The 14,862-nt window shown below is 66.5% G+C and carries 25 protein-coding genes; all 25 read right to left on the bottom strand.

Features of this window, described 5'->3' with window-relative positions; translation table 11 throughout:
* Nucleotides 1-48 precede the first annotated feature (48 nt).
* On the bottom strand, nucleotides 49-714 hold the full coding sequence (locus ACWDD7_RS09400) for an adenylate kinase (protein ID WP_351871168.1): 666 nt from the start codon (nucleotides 712-714) through the stop codon (nucleotides 49-51).
* Nucleotides 714-2,027: a preprotein translocase subunit SecY gene (secY, locus tag ACWDD7_RS09395; protein WP_351871165.1), complete on the bottom strand. Its 1,314-nt coding sequence runs from the start codon at nucleotides 2,025-2,027 to the stop codon at nucleotides 714-716. Before secY ends, ACWDD7_RS09400 begins: the two co-directional genes overlap by 1 nt.
* Nucleotides 2,028-2,216: 189 nt before the next feature.
* Nucleotides 2,217-2,672, bottom strand: coding sequence for a 50S ribosomal protein L15 (gene rplO, locus ACWDD7_RS09390; protein WP_037657572.1), 456 nt, complete (start codon nucleotides 2,670-2,672; stop codon nucleotides 2,217-2,219).
* 2 nt (nucleotides 2,673-2,674) lie between these two features.
* Nucleotides 2,675-2,857 (bottom strand): 50S ribosomal protein L30, encoded by a 183-nt coding sequence (rpmD, locus tag ACWDD7_RS09385; RefSeq protein ID WP_003974250.1) that lies wholly within the window; start codon nucleotides 2,855-2,857, stop codon nucleotides 2,675-2,677.
* On the bottom strand, nucleotides 2,857-3,462 hold the full coding sequence (gene rpsE, locus ACWDD7_RS09380) for a 30S ribosomal protein S5 (RefSeq protein WP_007494753.1): 606 nt from the start codon (nucleotides 3,460-3,462) through the stop codon (nucleotides 2,857-2,859). Before rpsE ends, rpmD begins: the two co-directional genes overlap by 1 nt.
* 41 nt (nucleotides 3,463-3,503) lie before the next feature.
* Nucleotides 3,504-3,887 carry a 50S ribosomal protein L18 gene (gene rplR / locus ACWDD7_RS09375; RefSeq protein ID WP_285561821.1) on the bottom strand — a complete coding sequence of 128 codons (384 nt, stop codon included), beginning with the start codon at nucleotides 3,885-3,887 and terminating at the stop codon, nucleotides 3,504-3,506.
* Between the two features lie 3 nt (nucleotides 3,888-3,890).
* A complete protein-coding gene (rplF, locus tag ACWDD7_RS09370) occupies nucleotides 3,891-4,430 on the bottom strand; it encodes a 50S ribosomal protein L6 (RefSeq protein ID WP_351871161.1) in 540 nt (179 codons plus the stop codon).
* 24 nt (nucleotides 4,431-4,454) lie between these two features.
* Nucleotides 4,455-4,853 (bottom strand): 30S ribosomal protein S8, encoded by a 399-nt coding sequence (rpsH, locus tag ACWDD7_RS09365; protein WP_014674378.1) that lies wholly within the window; start codon nucleotides 4,851-4,853, stop codon nucleotides 4,455-4,457.
* A 211-nt stretch (nucleotides 4,854-5,064) separates the two neighbouring features.
* Nucleotides 5,065-5,250, bottom strand: a complete 186-nt coding sequence (locus ACWDD7_RS09360) for a type Z 30S ribosomal protein S14 (RefSeq protein WP_003948630.1) — start codon at nucleotides 5,248-5,250, stop codon at nucleotides 5,065-5,067.
* A 5-nt stretch (nucleotides 5,251-5,255) separates the two neighbouring features.
* Nucleotides 5,256-5,813, bottom strand: a complete 558-nt coding sequence (gene rplE, locus ACWDD7_RS09355; RefSeq protein WP_351871159.1) for a 50S ribosomal protein L5 — start codon at nucleotides 5,811-5,813, stop codon at nucleotides 5,256-5,258.
* Complete coding sequence (rplX, locus tag ACWDD7_RS09350; protein WP_351871156.1) at nucleotides 5,813-6,136, bottom strand: 50S ribosomal protein L24; 324 nt, start codon at nucleotides 6,134-6,136, stop codon at nucleotides 5,813-5,815. Before rplX ends, rplE begins: the two co-directional genes overlap by 1 nt.
* Nucleotides 6,137-6,138: 2 nt before the next feature.
* Nucleotides 6,139-6,507 carry a 50S ribosomal protein L14 gene (gene rplN / locus ACWDD7_RS09345; protein WP_003998823.1) on the bottom strand — a complete coding sequence of 123 codons (369 nt, stop codon included), beginning with the start codon at nucleotides 6,505-6,507 and terminating at the stop codon, nucleotides 6,139-6,141.
* Between the two features lie 134 nt (nucleotides 6,508-6,641).
* On the bottom strand, nucleotides 6,642-6,926 hold the full coding sequence (rpsQ, locus tag ACWDD7_RS09340) for a 30S ribosomal protein S17 (RefSeq protein ID WP_018543912.1): 285 nt from the start codon (nucleotides 6,924-6,926) through the stop codon (nucleotides 6,642-6,644).
* On the bottom strand, nucleotides 6,926-7,150 hold the full coding sequence (rpmC, locus tag ACWDD7_RS09335; protein ID WP_007494763.1) for a 50S ribosomal protein L29: 225 nt from the start codon (nucleotides 7,148-7,150) through the stop codon (nucleotides 6,926-6,928). The genes rpsQ and rpmC overlap by 1 nt, the downstream gene beginning before the upstream one ends.
* Entirely contained in the window at nucleotides 7,150-7,569 is a 420-nt protein-coding gene (rplP, locus tag ACWDD7_RS09330; protein WP_046418010.1) for a 50S ribosomal protein L16, read from the bottom strand. Before rplP ends, rpmC begins: the two co-directional genes overlap by 1 nt.
* Before the next feature lie 5 nt (nucleotides 7,570-7,574).
* The gene (gene rpsC, locus ACWDD7_RS09325) at nucleotides 7,575-8,399 is read right to left on the bottom strand and encodes a 30S ribosomal protein S3 (RefSeq protein ID WP_010036723.1); all 825 of its coding nucleotides are present in this window, start codon (nucleotides 8,397-8,399) and stop codon (nucleotides 7,575-7,577) included.
* Nucleotides 8,399-8,746 carry a 50S ribosomal protein L22 gene (gene rplV, locus ACWDD7_RS09320; RefSeq protein ID WP_019329637.1) on the bottom strand — a complete coding sequence of 116 codons (348 nt, stop codon included), beginning with the start codon at nucleotides 8,744-8,746 and terminating at the stop codon, nucleotides 8,399-8,401. Before rplV ends, rpsC begins: the two co-directional genes overlap by 1 nt.
* Before the next feature lie 45 nt (nucleotides 8,747-8,791).
* On the bottom strand, nucleotides 8,792-9,073 hold the full coding sequence (gene rpsS, locus ACWDD7_RS09315; RefSeq protein ID WP_030641188.1) for a 30S ribosomal protein S19: 282 nt from the start codon (nucleotides 9,071-9,073) through the stop codon (nucleotides 8,792-8,794).
* 12 nt (nucleotides 9,074-9,085) lie between these two features.
* On the bottom strand, nucleotides 9,086-9,922 hold the full coding sequence (rplB, locus tag ACWDD7_RS09310) for a 50S ribosomal protein L2 (protein ID WP_285561824.1): 837 nt from the start codon (nucleotides 9,920-9,922) through the stop codon (nucleotides 9,086-9,088).
* A gap of 40 nt (nucleotides 9,923-9,962) precedes the next feature.
* On the bottom strand, nucleotides 9,963-10,382 hold the full coding sequence (gene rplW, locus ACWDD7_RS09305; protein ID WP_070026316.1) for a 50S ribosomal protein L23: 420 nt from the start codon (nucleotides 10,380-10,382) through the stop codon (nucleotides 9,963-9,965).
* Complete coding sequence (gene rplD / locus ACWDD7_RS09300) at nucleotides 10,382-11,041, bottom strand: 50S ribosomal protein L4 (protein ID WP_351871146.1); 660 nt, start codon at nucleotides 11,039-11,041, stop codon at nucleotides 10,382-10,384. Before rplD ends, rplW begins: the two co-directional genes overlap by 1 nt.
* A gap of 8 nt (nucleotides 11,042-11,049) precedes the next feature.
* Complete coding sequence (gene rplC, locus ACWDD7_RS09295; RefSeq protein WP_285561826.1) at nucleotides 11,050-11,694, bottom strand: 50S ribosomal protein L3; 645 nt, start codon at nucleotides 11,692-11,694, stop codon at nucleotides 11,050-11,052.
* Between the two features lie 16 nt (nucleotides 11,695-11,710).
* Nucleotides 11,711-12,019, bottom strand: coding sequence for a 30S ribosomal protein S10 (gene rpsJ, locus ACWDD7_RS09290; protein ID WP_003948644.1), 309 nt, complete (start codon nucleotides 12,017-12,019; stop codon nucleotides 11,711-11,713).
* Between the two features lie 460 nt (nucleotides 12,020-12,479).
* Nucleotides 12,480-13,010, bottom strand: coding sequence for a hypothetical protein (locus ACWDD7_RS09285; protein ID WP_450456924.1), 531 nt, complete (start codon nucleotides 13,008-13,010; stop codon nucleotides 12,480-12,482).
* 25 nt (nucleotides 13,011-13,035) lie between these two features.
* Nucleotides 13,036-14,859, bottom strand: coding sequence for an alpha/beta hydrolase (locus tag ACWDD7_RS09280; protein ID WP_285561829.1), 1,824 nt, complete (start codon nucleotides 14,857-14,859; stop codon nucleotides 13,036-13,038).
* Between the last annotated feature and the right edge of the window lie 3 nt (nucleotides 14,860-14,862).

The following is a 14,862-nucleotide window of genomic DNA, read 5'->3' as shown; positions in this document are numbered from 1 at the left end:
CGGCCGCGGCGCCCCCGTAAGGGCGCCGCGGCCGGAAGGCGGCCGGACCTACTTGTTCCCGGCCTGCTCGCTCTTCAGCGCCTCCAGCGCGCGCTCGGTGACCTCGTCCACCGGGCCCGTCGCGGAGATCGTGCGGACCAGGCCCTGCGACTTGTAGTAGTCGATGATGGGCTCGGTCTGCGTGTGGTAGACCTCCAGGCGCGTGCGGACGGTGTCCTCGGAGTCGTCCTCGCGCTGGTACAGCTCGCCGCCGCAGACGTCGCAGACGCCCTCCTGCTGCGGCGCGTTGTACGCCACGTGGAAGACGTGCGAGGAGTCCTTGCGGCAGATCCGGCGGCCGGCGATGCGCTTGACCACCTCGTCCTCGGGGGCCTCCAGGTCCAGGACCGCGTCCAGTGCCATCTTCTCGGTGCGCAGCAGCTCGTCCAGCGCCGCGGCCTGGGCCACGTTGCGCGGGAAGCCGTCCAGCAGGAAGCCGCCCGCGGCGTCCGGCTGTTCCATGCGGTCCTTGGCCATGGCGATGGTGACCTCGTCGGGGACGAGGTTGCCGGCGTCCATGTAGGACTTCGCGAGCTTGCCCAGCTCGGTCTGCCGGCTGATGTTGGCCCGGAAGAGGTCGCCGGTGGAGATGTGCGGGATTGCCAGCTTGTCTGCGAGCCGGACGGCCTGCGTTCCCTTACCGGCACCGGGCGGCCCGACGAGGACGATACGCATCAGCGGAGGAACCCTTCGTAATTGCGCTGCTGGAGCTGGCTCTCGATCTGCTTCACCGTCTCCAGACCGACACCCACGATGATGAGGATGCTGGTACCACCGAACGGGAAGTTCTGGCTTGCTCCGAAGCCGACCAACGCCATTGTCGGTACGAGAGCGATCAGACCCAGGTACAGCGAACCCGGCCAGGTGATCCGGTTGAGCACGTACGAAAGGTACTCAGCGGTCGGTCGGCCAGCCCGGATGCCCGGGATGAAGCCACCATACTTCTTCATGTTGTCGGCGACTTCCTCGGGGTTGAAGGAGATCGCCACGTAGAAGAACGCGAAGAAAACGATGAGCAAGAAGTACAAAGTGATGTAAAGCGGGTGGTCACCCTTGGTGAGGTTCTGCTGGATCCACTCCTTCCAGCCCGAGTTGCCGCCCGCGAACTGCGCGACCAGGGCCGGGATGTACAGGAGGGACGAGGCGAAGATGACGGGGATCACACCCGCCTGGTTCACCTTGAGCGGGATGTAGGTGGACGTGCCGCCGTAGGACCGGCGCCCGATCATCCGCTTCGCGTACTGCACCGGGATGCGGCGCTGGGCCTGCTCGACGAAGACCACGAGCGCGACCATGACCAGGCCGACCAGGATGACCGTGCCGAACTCGATCCAGCCGCCGGCCAGGGTGCCCTGCTTCTTGATCGCCCACAGCGCGGACGGGAAGGTCGCGGCGATCGAGATGAACATCAGGATCGACATGCCGTTGCCGATGCCGCGGTCGGTGATCAGCTCGCCGAGCCACATGACCACCGTGGTGCCGGCCGTCATGCAGATGACCATCGTGATCGTGGTGAAGATCGCCTGGTCCGGGACGATGCTGGTGGCCACCGAGCAGCCGCTGAACAGCGCGCCGCTGCGGGCGGTGGCGACGAGGCCGGTGCCCTGCAGGATCGCGAGGGCCAGAGTCAGGTAGCGCGTGTACTGCGTGATCTTCGTGGTGCCGGCCTGGCCCTCCTTCTTGAGGGCTTCCAGGCGCGGGATCACCACGGTCAGCAGCTGGAGAATGATGCTGGCCGTGATGTACGGCATGATGCCGAGCGCGAAGACCGTGATCTGCAGCAGCGCACCGCCGCTGAACATGTTCACGAGGCCGAACAGGCCCTGGTTGGCCCCCGCCTCGCTCACGCACTGCTGGACGGCCTTGTAGTTGACGCCGGGGATCGGGATGTGGGTACCGACCCGGTAGGCCACGATGATGCCCAGCGTGAAGAGCAGCTTCTTGCGCAGGTCGGGCGTCTTGAACGCCCGGGCGAACGCGGTGAGCACGGTGCCTCCTGCGACCCCCGCGCAACTGCGTCAAGGGTGACGGTCTGAGGTTCGACGAATACGAGTGAGTACAGTGCTGGCCACCTTACCGGCGACCATGCCCGCCGTGGAACGACCAACCGGGGATACCTCATTGTGAGGTACCCCCGGTCGGGATCGCTTACGTCATCGAGGCGTCGTCCGAAGGACTCAGACGAGCTCGGTGACCGTACCGCCGGCGGCGGTGATCTTCTCCTTGGCGGAGCCGGAGACGGCGTCGACCGTCACCTGCAGCGCCACGGAGATCTCGCCCTGGCCGAGGACCTTGACGAGGCTGTTCTTGCGCACGGCACCCTTGTCGACGAGATCCTGGACGGTGACCTCTCCACCCTGCGGGTAGAGCGCGGCCAGCTTGTCCAGGTTCACGACCTGGTACTCGGTCTTGAACGGGTTCTTGAAGCCCTTCAGCTTCGGGAGGCGCATGTGGAGCGGCATCTGGCCACCCTCGAAGCGCTCCGGAACCTGGTAACGAGCCTTGGTGCCCTTGGTACCACGACCGGCCGTCTTACCCTTCGACGCCTCACCACGACCGACACGGGTCTTGGCGGTCTTGGCGCCCGGGGCGGGACGGAGGTTGTGGATCTTGAGCGGGTTCTGCTCCGCCATGATCAGTCGACCTCCTCGACCGTCACGAGGTGGCGGACGGTGTGCACCATGCCGCGGAACTCGGGGCGGTCCTCCTTGACGACCTGCGTGTTGATGCCCTTGAGACCAAGGGAGCGCAGGGTGTCACGGTGGTTCTGCTTGCTGCCGATGTAGGACTTGACCTGCGTGATCTTGAGCTGAGCCATCACGCACCCGCCCCGGCACGCGCACGCAGCAGAGCCGCGGGAGCGACGTCCTCAAGAGGCAGACCACGGCGAGCCGCGACCTCCTCCGGACGCTGCAGGCCCTTCAGGGCCGCCACGGTCGCGTGCACGATGTTGATCGCGTTGTCGGAGCCGAGCGACTTCGACAGGATGTCGTGGATACCGGCGCACTCGAGCACGGCGCGCACCGGACCACCGGCGATAACACCGGTACCGGGGGACGCGGGCTTGAGCAGCACGACGCCGGCAGCCTTCTCACCCTGGATCGGGTGCGGGATGGTGCCCTGGATACGGGGGACCTTGAAGAAGTGCTTCTTGGCCTCCTCAACGCCCTTGGCGATGGCGGCCGGCACCTCCTTGGCCTTGCCGTAACCGACACCCACGGTGCCGTCACCGTCGCCCACCACGACCAGCGCGGTGAAGCTGAAGCGACGACCACCCTTCACAACCTTGGCGACTCGGTTGATCGCGACGACGCGCTCGACGTACGCGGTCTTCTCGGCGGCAGCAGCGCCGCCGTCACGGCCCTTCCGGTCCCGCCGCTCGCCGCCACCGGCACCGCCACCGCGGCGCTGGGGTCCAGCCATTGGAATTACCTCTCTCTTTTTCCGCTAGCTACGGAACCGGCTCAGAACTTGAGCCCGGCCTCGCGGGCGGCGTCCGCCAGGGCGGCGATGCGCCCGGCGTACTGGTTACCACCACGGTCGAACACGACAGCCTCGACGCCAGCGGCCTTGGCGCGCTCGGCGACCAGGGCGCCGACCTGCTTGGCCTGCGCGGACTTGTCGCCCTCGGCACCGCGGATCGAAGCGTCCAAGGTGGACGCCGACGCCAGGGTGTGGCCCTTCAGGTCGTCGATCACCTGCGCCACGATGTGGCGGTTGGAGCGGGTCACGACCAGACGGGGACGCTCCGCCGTACCGGACACCCTCTTACGGATCCGGATGTGACGGCGCTTGATCGCGGCGCGCTTGTAGGCGTCGCCCTTGAGGATCTTCTGCCCGTATGCCATGGCTTACTTACCCGCCTTTCCGACCTTGCGGCGGATGACTTCGCCCTCGTACTTGACGCCCTTGGCCTTGTACGGGTCGGGCTTGCGCAGCTTGCGGATGTTGGCCGCAACCTCGCCGACCTTCTGCTTGTCGATGCCCTCGACCGAGAAACGGGTCGGGGTCTCCACCTTGAAGGAGATGCCTTCAGGGGCCTCGACCACGATCGGGTGGCTGTAACCGAGAGCGAACTCCAGGTTGGAACCCTTGGCGGTCACTCGGTAACCGACACCGCTGATCTCAAGCTTCTTCACGTAACCCTGGGTCACGCCGGTGATCATGTTCGCCACCAGCGTGCGGGACAGGCCGTGCAGGGCCTTGTTCTGACGCTCGTCGTTGGGGCGGGTCACCTGCAGGGTGCCGTCCTCGCCCTTGGCGATGTCGATCGGTGCCACGACGGTGTGGGTCAGCTCGCCCTTGGGGCCCTTGACCTTGACCGTGCGGCCGTCGATGGTGACGTCCACGCCGGCGGGAACCGCGATGGGGAGCTTGCCGATACGCGACATAGCTGTTTCCTCCGTTCCCTTCTGCTACCAGACGTAGGCGAGGACTTCCCCACCCACGCCCTTCTTGCCGGCCTGCTTGTCGGTGAGGAGCCCGTGCGACGTGGAGATGATCGCCACGCCGAGGCCACCCAGCACCTTGGGCAGGTTGGTGGACTTCGCGTACACCCGGAGACCGGGCTTGGAGATCCGCTTGATGCCCGCGATGGAGCGCTCACGGTTCGGGCCGAACTTCAGCTCGAGAACGAGGTTCTTGCCGACCTCGGCGTCCTCGACCTTCCAGCCCGTGATGAAGCCCTCCTGCTGGAGGATCTCCGCGATGTGCGACTTGATCTTGGAGTGCGGCATCGACACCGAGTCGTGGTAAGCCGAGTTCGCGTTCCGCAGACGCGTAAGCATGTCTGCGATCGGATCAGTCATGGTCATGAATTGGCCTGTGGCCTTTCTCGCCGGGGTTTCCTATATGCGCCATCCCTCTCCCCGTACATGGACGGGACGGGTGCGGCGCGGGGACCTACGGCGTAGTAAGTCGTTCAGGGCGGCAGAGGCCCAACCCTCCTAGCCTAAGCCATGAGAGTCGGCGCCCCTACCGTCCCGGTTGCTTACCGAGAGGTCCAGGTATCCCTAAAAGTCGGGATTACCAGGAGCTCTTGGTCACGCCCGGCAGCTCGCCACGGTGAGCCATCTCACGAAGGCACACGCGGCACAGGCCGAACTTGCGGTACACGGAGTGCGGGCGACCGCAGCGCTGGCAGCGGGTGTAGCCACGCACACCGAACTTGGGCTTGCGAGCAGCCTTCGCGATGAGAGCCTTCTTCGCCATCTCGCTCACGCCTCCTTGAACGGGAAGCCGAGGTGACGGAGAAGGGCACGGCCCTCTTCGTCGTTGGTCGCCGTGGTGACCACGGTGATGTCCATACCCCGGACGCGGTCGATCTTGTCCTGGTCGATCTCGTGGAACATGACCTGCTCCGTGAGACCGAAGGTGTAGTTGCCACGGCCGTCGAACTGCTTGGGGGACAGGCCGCGGAAGTCGCGGATGCGCGGGAGCGCGAGCGACAGGGTGCGGTCCAGGAACTCCCACATGCGGTCGCCACGGAGCGTGACGTGGGCACCGATCGGCTGGCCCTCACGCAGCTTGAACTGCGCGATGGACTTGCGGGCCTTGGTGACGGCCGGCTTCTGACCGGTGATGGTGGTCAGGTCGCGGATCGCGCCCTCGATCAGCTTCGAGTCACGGGCGGCGTCGCCGACACCCATGTTGACCACGATCTTGACGAGGCCGGGAATCTGCATGACGTTCTCGTACTTGAACTCGTCACGCAGCTTGCCCGCGATCTCGTCGCGGTACTTCGTCTTCAGACGCGGAGTGGTGGTGGTAGCCATCAGATGTCCTCACCCGTCCGCTTGGCAACGCGGATCTTGTTGCCGTCTTCGTCGAAGCGGTAACCGACACGCGTGACGACCTTCTGACCGTCCTTCTCCACGACCAGCTGGACGTTGGAGACGTGGACCGGCGCCTCGGTGGTCACGATGCCGCCGGCCTGCGAACCGCTGGCGGTCGGACCGGCCTTCGTGTGCTTCTTGACCCGGTTGACACCCTCGACCAGGACACGCTCCTCGCGCGGGTAAGCGGCAATGACCTTGCCCTGCTTGCCCTTGTCCTTGCCGGTGATGACCTGGACCAGGTCGCCCTTCTTGATCTTCATGCTTACAGCACCTCCGGCGCGAGCGAGATGATCTTCATGAACTTCTTCTCGCGCAGCTCACGGCCGACCGGGCCGAAGATGCGGGTGCCGCGAGGGTCGCCGTCGTTCTTCAGAATGACGGCGGCGTTCTCGTCGAAGCGGATGTACGAGCCGTCCGGACGGCGGCGCTCCTTGACGGTGCGAACGATGACCGCCTTGACGACGTCACCCTTCTTCACGTTGCCACCGGGGATCGCGTCCTTGACGGTGGCGACGATGACGTCACCGATGCCCGCGTAGCGGCGACCGGAGCCACCGAGCACACGGATGCAAAGGATCTCCTTCGCACCAGTGTTGTCGGCGACACGCAGTCGCGACTCCTGCTGGATCACGTCTATCTCCTGTTTGTCTGCCGGTTCCCGGCAGGGACTCCGTCACGGAACCCCTGCCGAGCCTGGCGGAACTGTCCTGCGAGGCAGCTGCCCCGCAGGCGTGCTTATGGGAATTCCCCTGCGGGAATTACCTGCTACTTGGCCTTCTCAAGGATCTCGACGACGCGCCAGCGCTTCGTCGCGGACAGCGGCCGGGTCTCCATGAGGAGGACACGGTCGCCGACACCCGCGGCGTTCTGCTCGTCGTGCGCCTTGAGCTTGTTCGTACGGCGGATGACCTTGCCGTACAGCGCGTGCTTCACGCGGTCCTCGACAGCGACGACGACGGTCTTGTCCATCTTGTCGCTGACGACGAGACCCTCACGGGTCTTGCGGAAGCCGCGGGCCTCTGCGTTCTCAGTCACGTTCTTCTCGCTCATCAGGCGTTCTCCACCGTTTCGATGCCCAGCTCACGCTCGCGCATCAGGGTGTAGATCCGCGCGATGTCCTTGCGGACCGCCTTCAGACGGCCGTGGTTCTCGAGCTGACCCGTCGCCGCCTGGAAGCGGAGGTTGAACAGCTCTTCCTTGGCCTCGCGGAGCTTCGCCAGAAGCTCCTCGTTGCCCAGCTCGCGCAGCTCGGACGCCTTGGTACCGGCCGACATCACGCTTCACCTGCCTCGCGCTTGACGATCCGGCACTTCATCGGCAGCTTGTGGGCCGCACGAGTCAGCGCCTCACGGGCGATCTTCTCGTTGGGGTACGACAGCTCGAACATGACGCGTCCGGGCTTGACGTTGGCGATCCACCACTCGGGAGAACCCTTACCGGAACCCATGCGGGTCTCGGCGGGCTTCTTGGTGAGCGGACGGTCCGGGTAGATGTTGATCCAGACCTTGCCGCCACGCTTGATGTGACGGGTCATCGCGATACGAGCCGCCTCGATCTGGCGGTTCGTGACGTAGGCCGGGGTCAGCGCCTGGATGCCGTACTCGCCGAACGCAACCTGCGTGCCACCCTTGGACATACCGTCGCGCTTCGGGTGGTGCTGCTTGCGGTGCTTGACCCTACGGGGGATCAGCATTTCGGTCAGGCCTCCGTTCCGGTGCTCTCGGCCGGAGCGGCGGCGGCGGGAGCCTCGGCCTTGGGGGCCTCGGCGCCGGCAGCCTGCTGCGGCTTACGACCGCGCCGCTCGCCACCGCGGCCACCACGGGCCGGGCGGTCGGCACCACCACGGGCCGGGCGGTTACCCGCACGGGCCGCAGCGTTCTCGGCGCGGACCTCGGCGATGTTCTTGACATCGCCCTTGTAGATCCAGACCTTCACACCGATGCGGCCGAAGGTCGTCTTGGCCTCGAAGAAGCCGTAGTCCACGTTCGCGCGGAGCGTGTGCAGGGGCACACGGCCCTCGCGGTAGAACTCCGAGCGGGACATCTCGGCGCCACCGAGGCGGCCACCGCACTGGATCTTGATGCCCTTGGCGCCGGCCTTCATCGCCGACTGCATGCTCTTGCGCATGGCACGGCGGAAGGAGACGCGGGAGGAGAGCTGCTCGGCGACGGCCTGGGCCACCAGCTGAGCGTCCGTCTCCGGGTTCTTGACCTCAAGGATGTTGAGCTGGACCTGCTTGCCGGTCAGCTTCTCCAGGTCACCGCGGATGCGGTCGGCCTCGGCGCCGCGGCGGCCGATGACGATGCCCGGACGAGCGGTGTGGATGTCCACGCGGACGCGGTCACGGGTGCGCTCGATCTCCACCTTCGAGATGCCGGCGCGCTCCATGCCGGACGTCATCATCCGACGGATGGCGACGTCTTCCTTGACGTAGTCCTTGTACAGCTTGTCGGCGTACCAACGCGACTTGAAGTCGGTCGTGACACCGAGCCGGAACCCATGCGGGTTAACCTTCTGGCCCATTACCGGGTTCCTTCCTTGCTGCTGACGACCACGGTGATGTGGCTGGTCCGCTTGCGGATCCGGTAGGCACGGCCCTGGGCGCGCGGCCGGAACCGCTTCAGGGTCGGGCCCTCGTCGACGTACGCCTCGGAGATGTAGAGGCTGTCGGCGTCGGTGTGGTCGTAGTTGTGCGCGGCGTTGGCAATGGCGCTGTCGAGCACCTTGCCCACCGGAACCGAGGCTGCCTGCGGAGCGAATCGCAGAACAGCCTGGGCCTCCGTGGCGTCCATGCCACGGATGAGGTCCACCACACGGCGGGCCTTCATGGGCGTGACGCGGATGTACCGCGCCTGGGCCCTGGCTTCCATGGTTGTCCCTTCAGAGTTACTTACGTGTCTGAATGCGATCCGCTGTTAGCGGCGCTTCGACTTCCGGTCTTCCTTGACGTGGCCCCGGAAGGTGCGGGTCGGCGAGAACTCGCCGAGCTTGTGGCCGACCATCGACTCGGTGACGAACACCGGGATGTGGGTCTTGCCGTTGTGCACCGCGATCGTGTGACCGAGCATGGCCGGGACGATCATCGAGCGACGGGACCAGGTCTTGATGACGTTCTTGGTGCCGGCTTCGTTCTGCGTGTCCACCTTCTTCATCAGGTGGTCGTCGACGAAGGGCCCCTTCTTCAAGCTACGAGGCATCTCAACCCGTCCTTAGCGCTTCTTGTTCGTCTTGCGGCGGCGGACGATGTACTTGTTCGACGCCTTCTTGGGCGAACGAGTACGGCCTTCCTTCTTGCCCCACGGGGACACAGGGTGGCGACCACCGGAGGTCCGGCCCTCACCACCACCGTGCGGGTGGTCAACCGGGTTCATGACCACACCACGGACGGTCGGGCGAACGCCCAGCCACCGCTTACGGCCGGCCTTACCCCAGTTGATGTTGCTCTGCTCGGCGTTGCCGACCTCGCCGACGGTGGCGCGGCAGCGGACGTCGACCAGGCGGATCTCGCCGGACGGCATGCGCAGGTGGGCCATGGAGCCCTCCTTCGCGAGCAGCTGCACGGAGGCACCGGCGGAACGGGCGAACTTGGCACCGCCACCGGGACGGAGCTCGATCGCGTGGATCGTGGTACCGACCGGGATGTTGCGGAGGGCCAGGTTGTTGCCCGGCTTGATGTCGGCCCCGGGACCGTTCTCCACGGTGTCGCCCTGCTGCAGGTTGCGCGGGGCGAGGATGTAGCGCTTCTCGCCGTCGGCGTAGTGCAGCAGCGCGATGCGCGCGGTGCGGTTGGGGTCGTACTCGATGTGCGCGACCTTCGCCGGCACGCCGTCCTTGTCGTGACGACGGAAGTCGATCAGACGGTAGGCGCGCTTGTGTCCGCCACCCTGGTGGCGAACGGTCACACGACCGGCGTTGTTACGGCCGCCCTTGCTGTGCAGGGGACGGACCAGCGACTTCTCCGGCGTGGACCGCGTGACCTCGACGAAGTCGGCGACGCTGGCGCCACGACGGCCCGGCGTAGTCGGCTTGTACTTGCGGATTCCCATTTCTCAGTCCTCGTCCGATATCGGACGATCCGGACCGCCCTTAGGCGGTCGGACCGCCGAAGATGTCGATACGGTCGCCCTCGGCGAGGGTCACGATCGCGCGCTTGCTGCCGGCACGCTGACCGAAGCCGGTCTTCGTGCGCTTGCGCTTGCCCTGGCGGTTGATCGTGTTGACCCCGGTGACCTTGACGTCGAAGACCGCCTGGACGGCCTGCTTGATCTGGGTCTTGTTGGCGTTCGGGTCGACGATGAACGTGTACTTGTTCTCGTCGAGGAGCGCGTAGCTCTTCTCGGAGACGACCGGCTTCAGCAGGACGTCACGGGGGTCCGTGTACGACTTGCTCAGCGGCGTCTCGACGGTGTTCTTGCCCTCGGCGGCGTGGCGACGCGCCTTGGCGACGCGCGCGGCCTTGGCGGCCTTGGCGGCCTTCGAGGCAATAGCGGGGTGACGGATAGCCATCAGACCTCGCTCCCTTCGGTGTCAGCAGCCGACGACGCAGGCGCGCCGGACACGAAGGACTCGAAAGCGGCCTGGGTGAAGACCACGTCGTCCGAGACGAGAACGTCGTACGTGTTCAGCTGGCCCGGCTCCAGGATGTGGACCTGGGGCAGGTTGCGGGCGGACAGCCACGCGGCCTCGTCGGAGCGGTCGGCGACCAGGAGCAGGTTCTTGCGCTCCGAGATCTTGCCGAACAGGCTCTTCGCGGCCTTGGTGGAGACCTGGCCCTCGACCACGCCGGAGACGACGTGGATGCGGTTGTGACGCGCCCGGTCGGTGAGGGCACCGCGCAGGGCGGCGGCCTTCATCTTCTTCGGGGTGCGCTGCGAGTAGTCACGCGGCACGGGACCGTGCACGACGCCACCACCGGCGAACTGCGGCGCGCGGGTCGAACCCTGGCGGGCGCGACCGGTGCCCTTCTGGCGGTACGGCTTCTTGCCACCACCGCGGACCTCGCCACGCGTCTTGGTCTTGTGCGTGCCCTGACGGGCCGCGGCCAGCTGCGCGACGACGACCTGGTGGATCAGCGGAACGCTGACCTTGGCGTCGAAGATCTCCGCGGGGAGCTCGACGGAACCGGCCTTCTCGCCCGCCGGCGAAAGGATGTCAACAGTGCTCATCGGTTACCTCAGGCCCCCTTGGCCGCGGTGCGGACCAGGACGAGGCCGCCGTTCGGACCGGGAACCGCGCCCTTGATGAGCAGCAGACCCTTCTCCGCGTCAACGGCGTGGACGGTCAGGTTCTGGGTGGTGACCCGCTCGTTGCCCATGCGACCCGCCATGCGGAGGCCCTTGAACACGCGGCCCGGGGTGGCGCAGCCACCGATGGAACCGGGCGAGCGGTGCTTGCGCTGGGTGCCGTGACCGGCGCCGAGGCCCTTGAAGTTGTGACGCTTCATGACACCGGCGAAGCCCTTGCCCTTGCTCTTGCCGGTCACGTCGACCTTCACGCCGGCCTCGAACACCTGCGCGGTGATCTCCTGGCCCAGCGTGTACTCGGAGGCGTCCGCGGTGCGGATCTCGACGAGGTGACGACGGGGGGTGACGTCGGCCTTGGCGAAGTGGCCCTTGAGGGGCTTGTTCACCTTGCGCGGGTCGATCTCGCCGAAGGCGATCTGGACCGACTCGTAGCCGTCGACGTCGTTCGTACGAACCTGGGTCACGACGTTGGGGCCGGCCTTGACGACGGTGACCGGGACGACACGGTTGTTCTCGTCCCACACCTGCGTCATGCCGAGCTTCTCGCCCAGGATGCCCTTGATCTGCTTAGCCATTCTCAGCCCACCAGCCTCAGAGCTTGATCTCGATGTCGACACCGGCCGGGAGGTCGAGTCGCATCAGAGAGTCAACGGTCTTGGGGGTCGGGTCGAGAATGTCGATCAGGCGCTTGTGCGTGCGCATCTCGAAGTGCTCGCGCGAGTCCTTGTACTTGTGCGGCGACTTGATGACGCAGTACACGTTCTTCTCAGTGGGCAGCGGCACCGGGCCCGCGACCGACGCACCAGTGCGGGTCACCGTCTCGACGATCTTCTTCGCCGAGGAGTCGATGACCTCGTGGTCGTAGGCCTTGAGCCGGATGCGGATCTTCTGTCCCGCCATGGCTACTCAGTAGTCCTGTCTCTTCTTACGCTCTGGGACCCGGTGGTTTCCGGTACCCAATGCCTCCGACCCACGCGGTCGGGCGTGTCGCGCTCCCGCTGACATGAATGTCCCTTGTTCGAACATCCCTGCGGGGAATGCACACGGCCCTTCCGGAAACCGCGGACCGGGGACCTCGGGCCCACCGGGCGCCTGGCCGGTGTCGCGCTCACACTTCCCGGAAGATTCCCGTACGTCCGCCCCAGTGCTGCCCGTGGGGCAGTTAGGACGACGAGTACTGTGGGACTCGCTTCCGGTCCTCCCGGCGGGAGGCGCGCAGCATCAACACTCGACCGAGCAACTCCGACAGTCTGCCATACGGGCGGGGGGCTCCGCCAATCGAGCCGTAGAGATTACCCCCGGAGTGACCTAGGTCAAACGCGGGGCGGTTCCGGCCGGGCGGACGCCGCGGGCGGGCCACTCAGAAGCGTTCGACCTCCTGGCCGTCCGGGACCCTGTAGCACCCGGACACGACATGCAGGCTCAGCTTCGGCGGGTCGTTCTTGGCCCGCTGGACGATGTTGACGCCGGCCTTGTGCTGATCGTTGTCGGCGGTCAGGTTGATGTTCCTGTTCTTGCTGGTGTCCGGCCCGTACGTGACGATCTTCCATCCGTGCTTGGGCAGCTCGGTCTTGAGCCGCTCCATCGCCACGTCGAGGTCTTCCGCCGACGCCGGATAGAAACTCCACCAGTGGAAGATCCGGAAGTGGGTCTTCGTGTCCTTTCCCGTGCATTCCGCGACGAACGGACGGCTGCCGGACGTCTTCCCCCTGACACCGATGAGATCGTAAATGCCGCTGGACAGCCTTTCCATCGCGTCGGAGGCGTCACGCGTGGTGCTCGTGCCGGCGGACGGGGTCGTGTCGGAGTCTTTCTCAGTCATGCCGCATCCAGTGATGGTGGTCAGTACAAGAGGCAGGGCGAGCGCACAGGCGCCCAGTCTGGTCTTCACGTCGGTGAGCCTTACGTCGTCGCAGCTACTTGACATGCGCCCACGGGTCGGGCGGCGGCTTCAGTGCCACATCATCGCCCTTCCCGACGACGACCAGGGCCTGGTTCTCCAGGCTCTGCGTGGGCCCGTGAGGCGTCTCGTCCCAGTAGCCGCTGTGGCCTTCGGTGTCCGTGGTCATCTGGTTGGCGCCGAATTCCGGGTCGCTGGGGATGATGAAGCGGTCCCCGCCGTGGCCCCATCGACCGATGTCCGGGACCACGTCACCGTCGGCCTCCTCGTTCCACACGTGTCCCTTGGGGACGTCCAGCTCGTCGGCACCGGAGACCTTGACCCCGGGGCTGCCGGCGAAGACGAGATCATCGGCGCTGACATGGCCCGTCTGGGCCGCGGCGCCGACGAGTGTCGTTCCGTACGAGTGCGCGATGACCGTACGGTGCGGATGCGTATCGCCGGTGTGGGTGGCGTCGAGCCCGTCCAGGAAGTTGTTGAACGCCGGGGCCCCGTCGTACGCGTAGTGCTCGAACGGCGCGTCCTTCCAGACGCTGTCCGGCGCGTCGTAGCCGAGCCAGGTGATCGTGGAGACGGACTTCCCGTCGGCCTCGTCGTTGGCCGCGTGCCAGACCTTGACCATCCGGTCGATGTTCCCGCCGATGTTTCCCAGCTCCGACGTCGTGCCCGGCACATAGACCGCCTGGTGGTCCGCGGTGTCCGGGTTGCCGTTGGCGATGATCGCCCGGCCGTCCCCGTCCGTGCTGAATCCCAGGAGGTACGCCTCGGGCAGCCCGTTCTGACCCGTCGCGTCGAAGCGCGTCTGGATCGCGTCCATGCCGTCGAGGGACTTGCGCGCGTTCTTCCGTGCCTCGTCCCAGTCCTTCCACGCCTGGCTCTCGACGTTGAGGCCCTTCGGCATGGCCCCGGTGTACGGGTCGATGTAGGGCTGGAACCGCTCGGGCTCCGGATGCTTCTTCAGCCAGTCGCCGTAATCCAGTTGGGCCTTCGCGTGGGCCTCGTCGAGCACCACTCGGTTGGCCTGGTCCCGCACCGTGGCGGGGAGCCCGTCGAGCGCGCCGACCGCGTCGGGGTGCACGGAGAGGTAGTCCGACCGCTGCTCGTCGGTGAGGCCCTTCCACCAGGCGGCGTTGTCCTTCGGGCTGCCGTGCCGGGGAGGCTGGGGCAAGGAGTCGAGGTAGCCCTTGCCCGCGTCGCGCACGCCGTCCGTGTCCGACTTGACGTCGGTCCAGTCCTTGTCGGAGACCACCAGGTCGTCGTCGGCCTTCAGGGCGCGCAGCTTCGGGGCCCACTTGGCATCCGCGTCCGTGGCTTCCTTCAGGGCGTCGCCGATGCGGTCGGCGAAGCCGATGGCCTTGCCGAAGTTCGGATTGGGGTGGATGTTGGCGGCCTGCCGCTCCAGAGCGGCCGCCGTCGGGTCCGTCGGGCTGGTGCTCACCCGCACCGTGCCGCCCTCCGGCACCTTGCCGTCGACCTCCTTGCCCCCGGCCGGGAAGGTCACCGATCCGTCCGCGCCGACCGTGCAGCCGGCCGCCTTCGCGTCCTCCATCGCCGCCTCCAGCTTCCGCTTGGCCGCGGCCATGTCGAAGGCGAAGCCGTTCAGCGCGGTGCCGGCCAGCGCGCACTCGGTCTCGGCGTAGTGGAAGTCCTTGGACAACTCCTTCAGCTCGCGCAGGGCGGCCTTCGCGGTCTCCCCGGAGAGCTGGTTGCGGATCCCCGCCGAGATCCGGTTGTCGATCGCTTCCCTGGCCTTGCCGGCCATCTCGCTCGTGGCGCGGTAGCCGTCCGCGGCTTCCTGGTACTCGGACGGCTTGATGGCCTTCAACGCGGCAAGATCCATGAC

Source organism: Streptomyces sp. NPDC001056 (genome assembly GCF_053598955.1).
The sequence above is the reverse complement of the archived record's forward strand: the minus strand, read 5'-3'. Positions and strand labels throughout refer to the sequence as shown.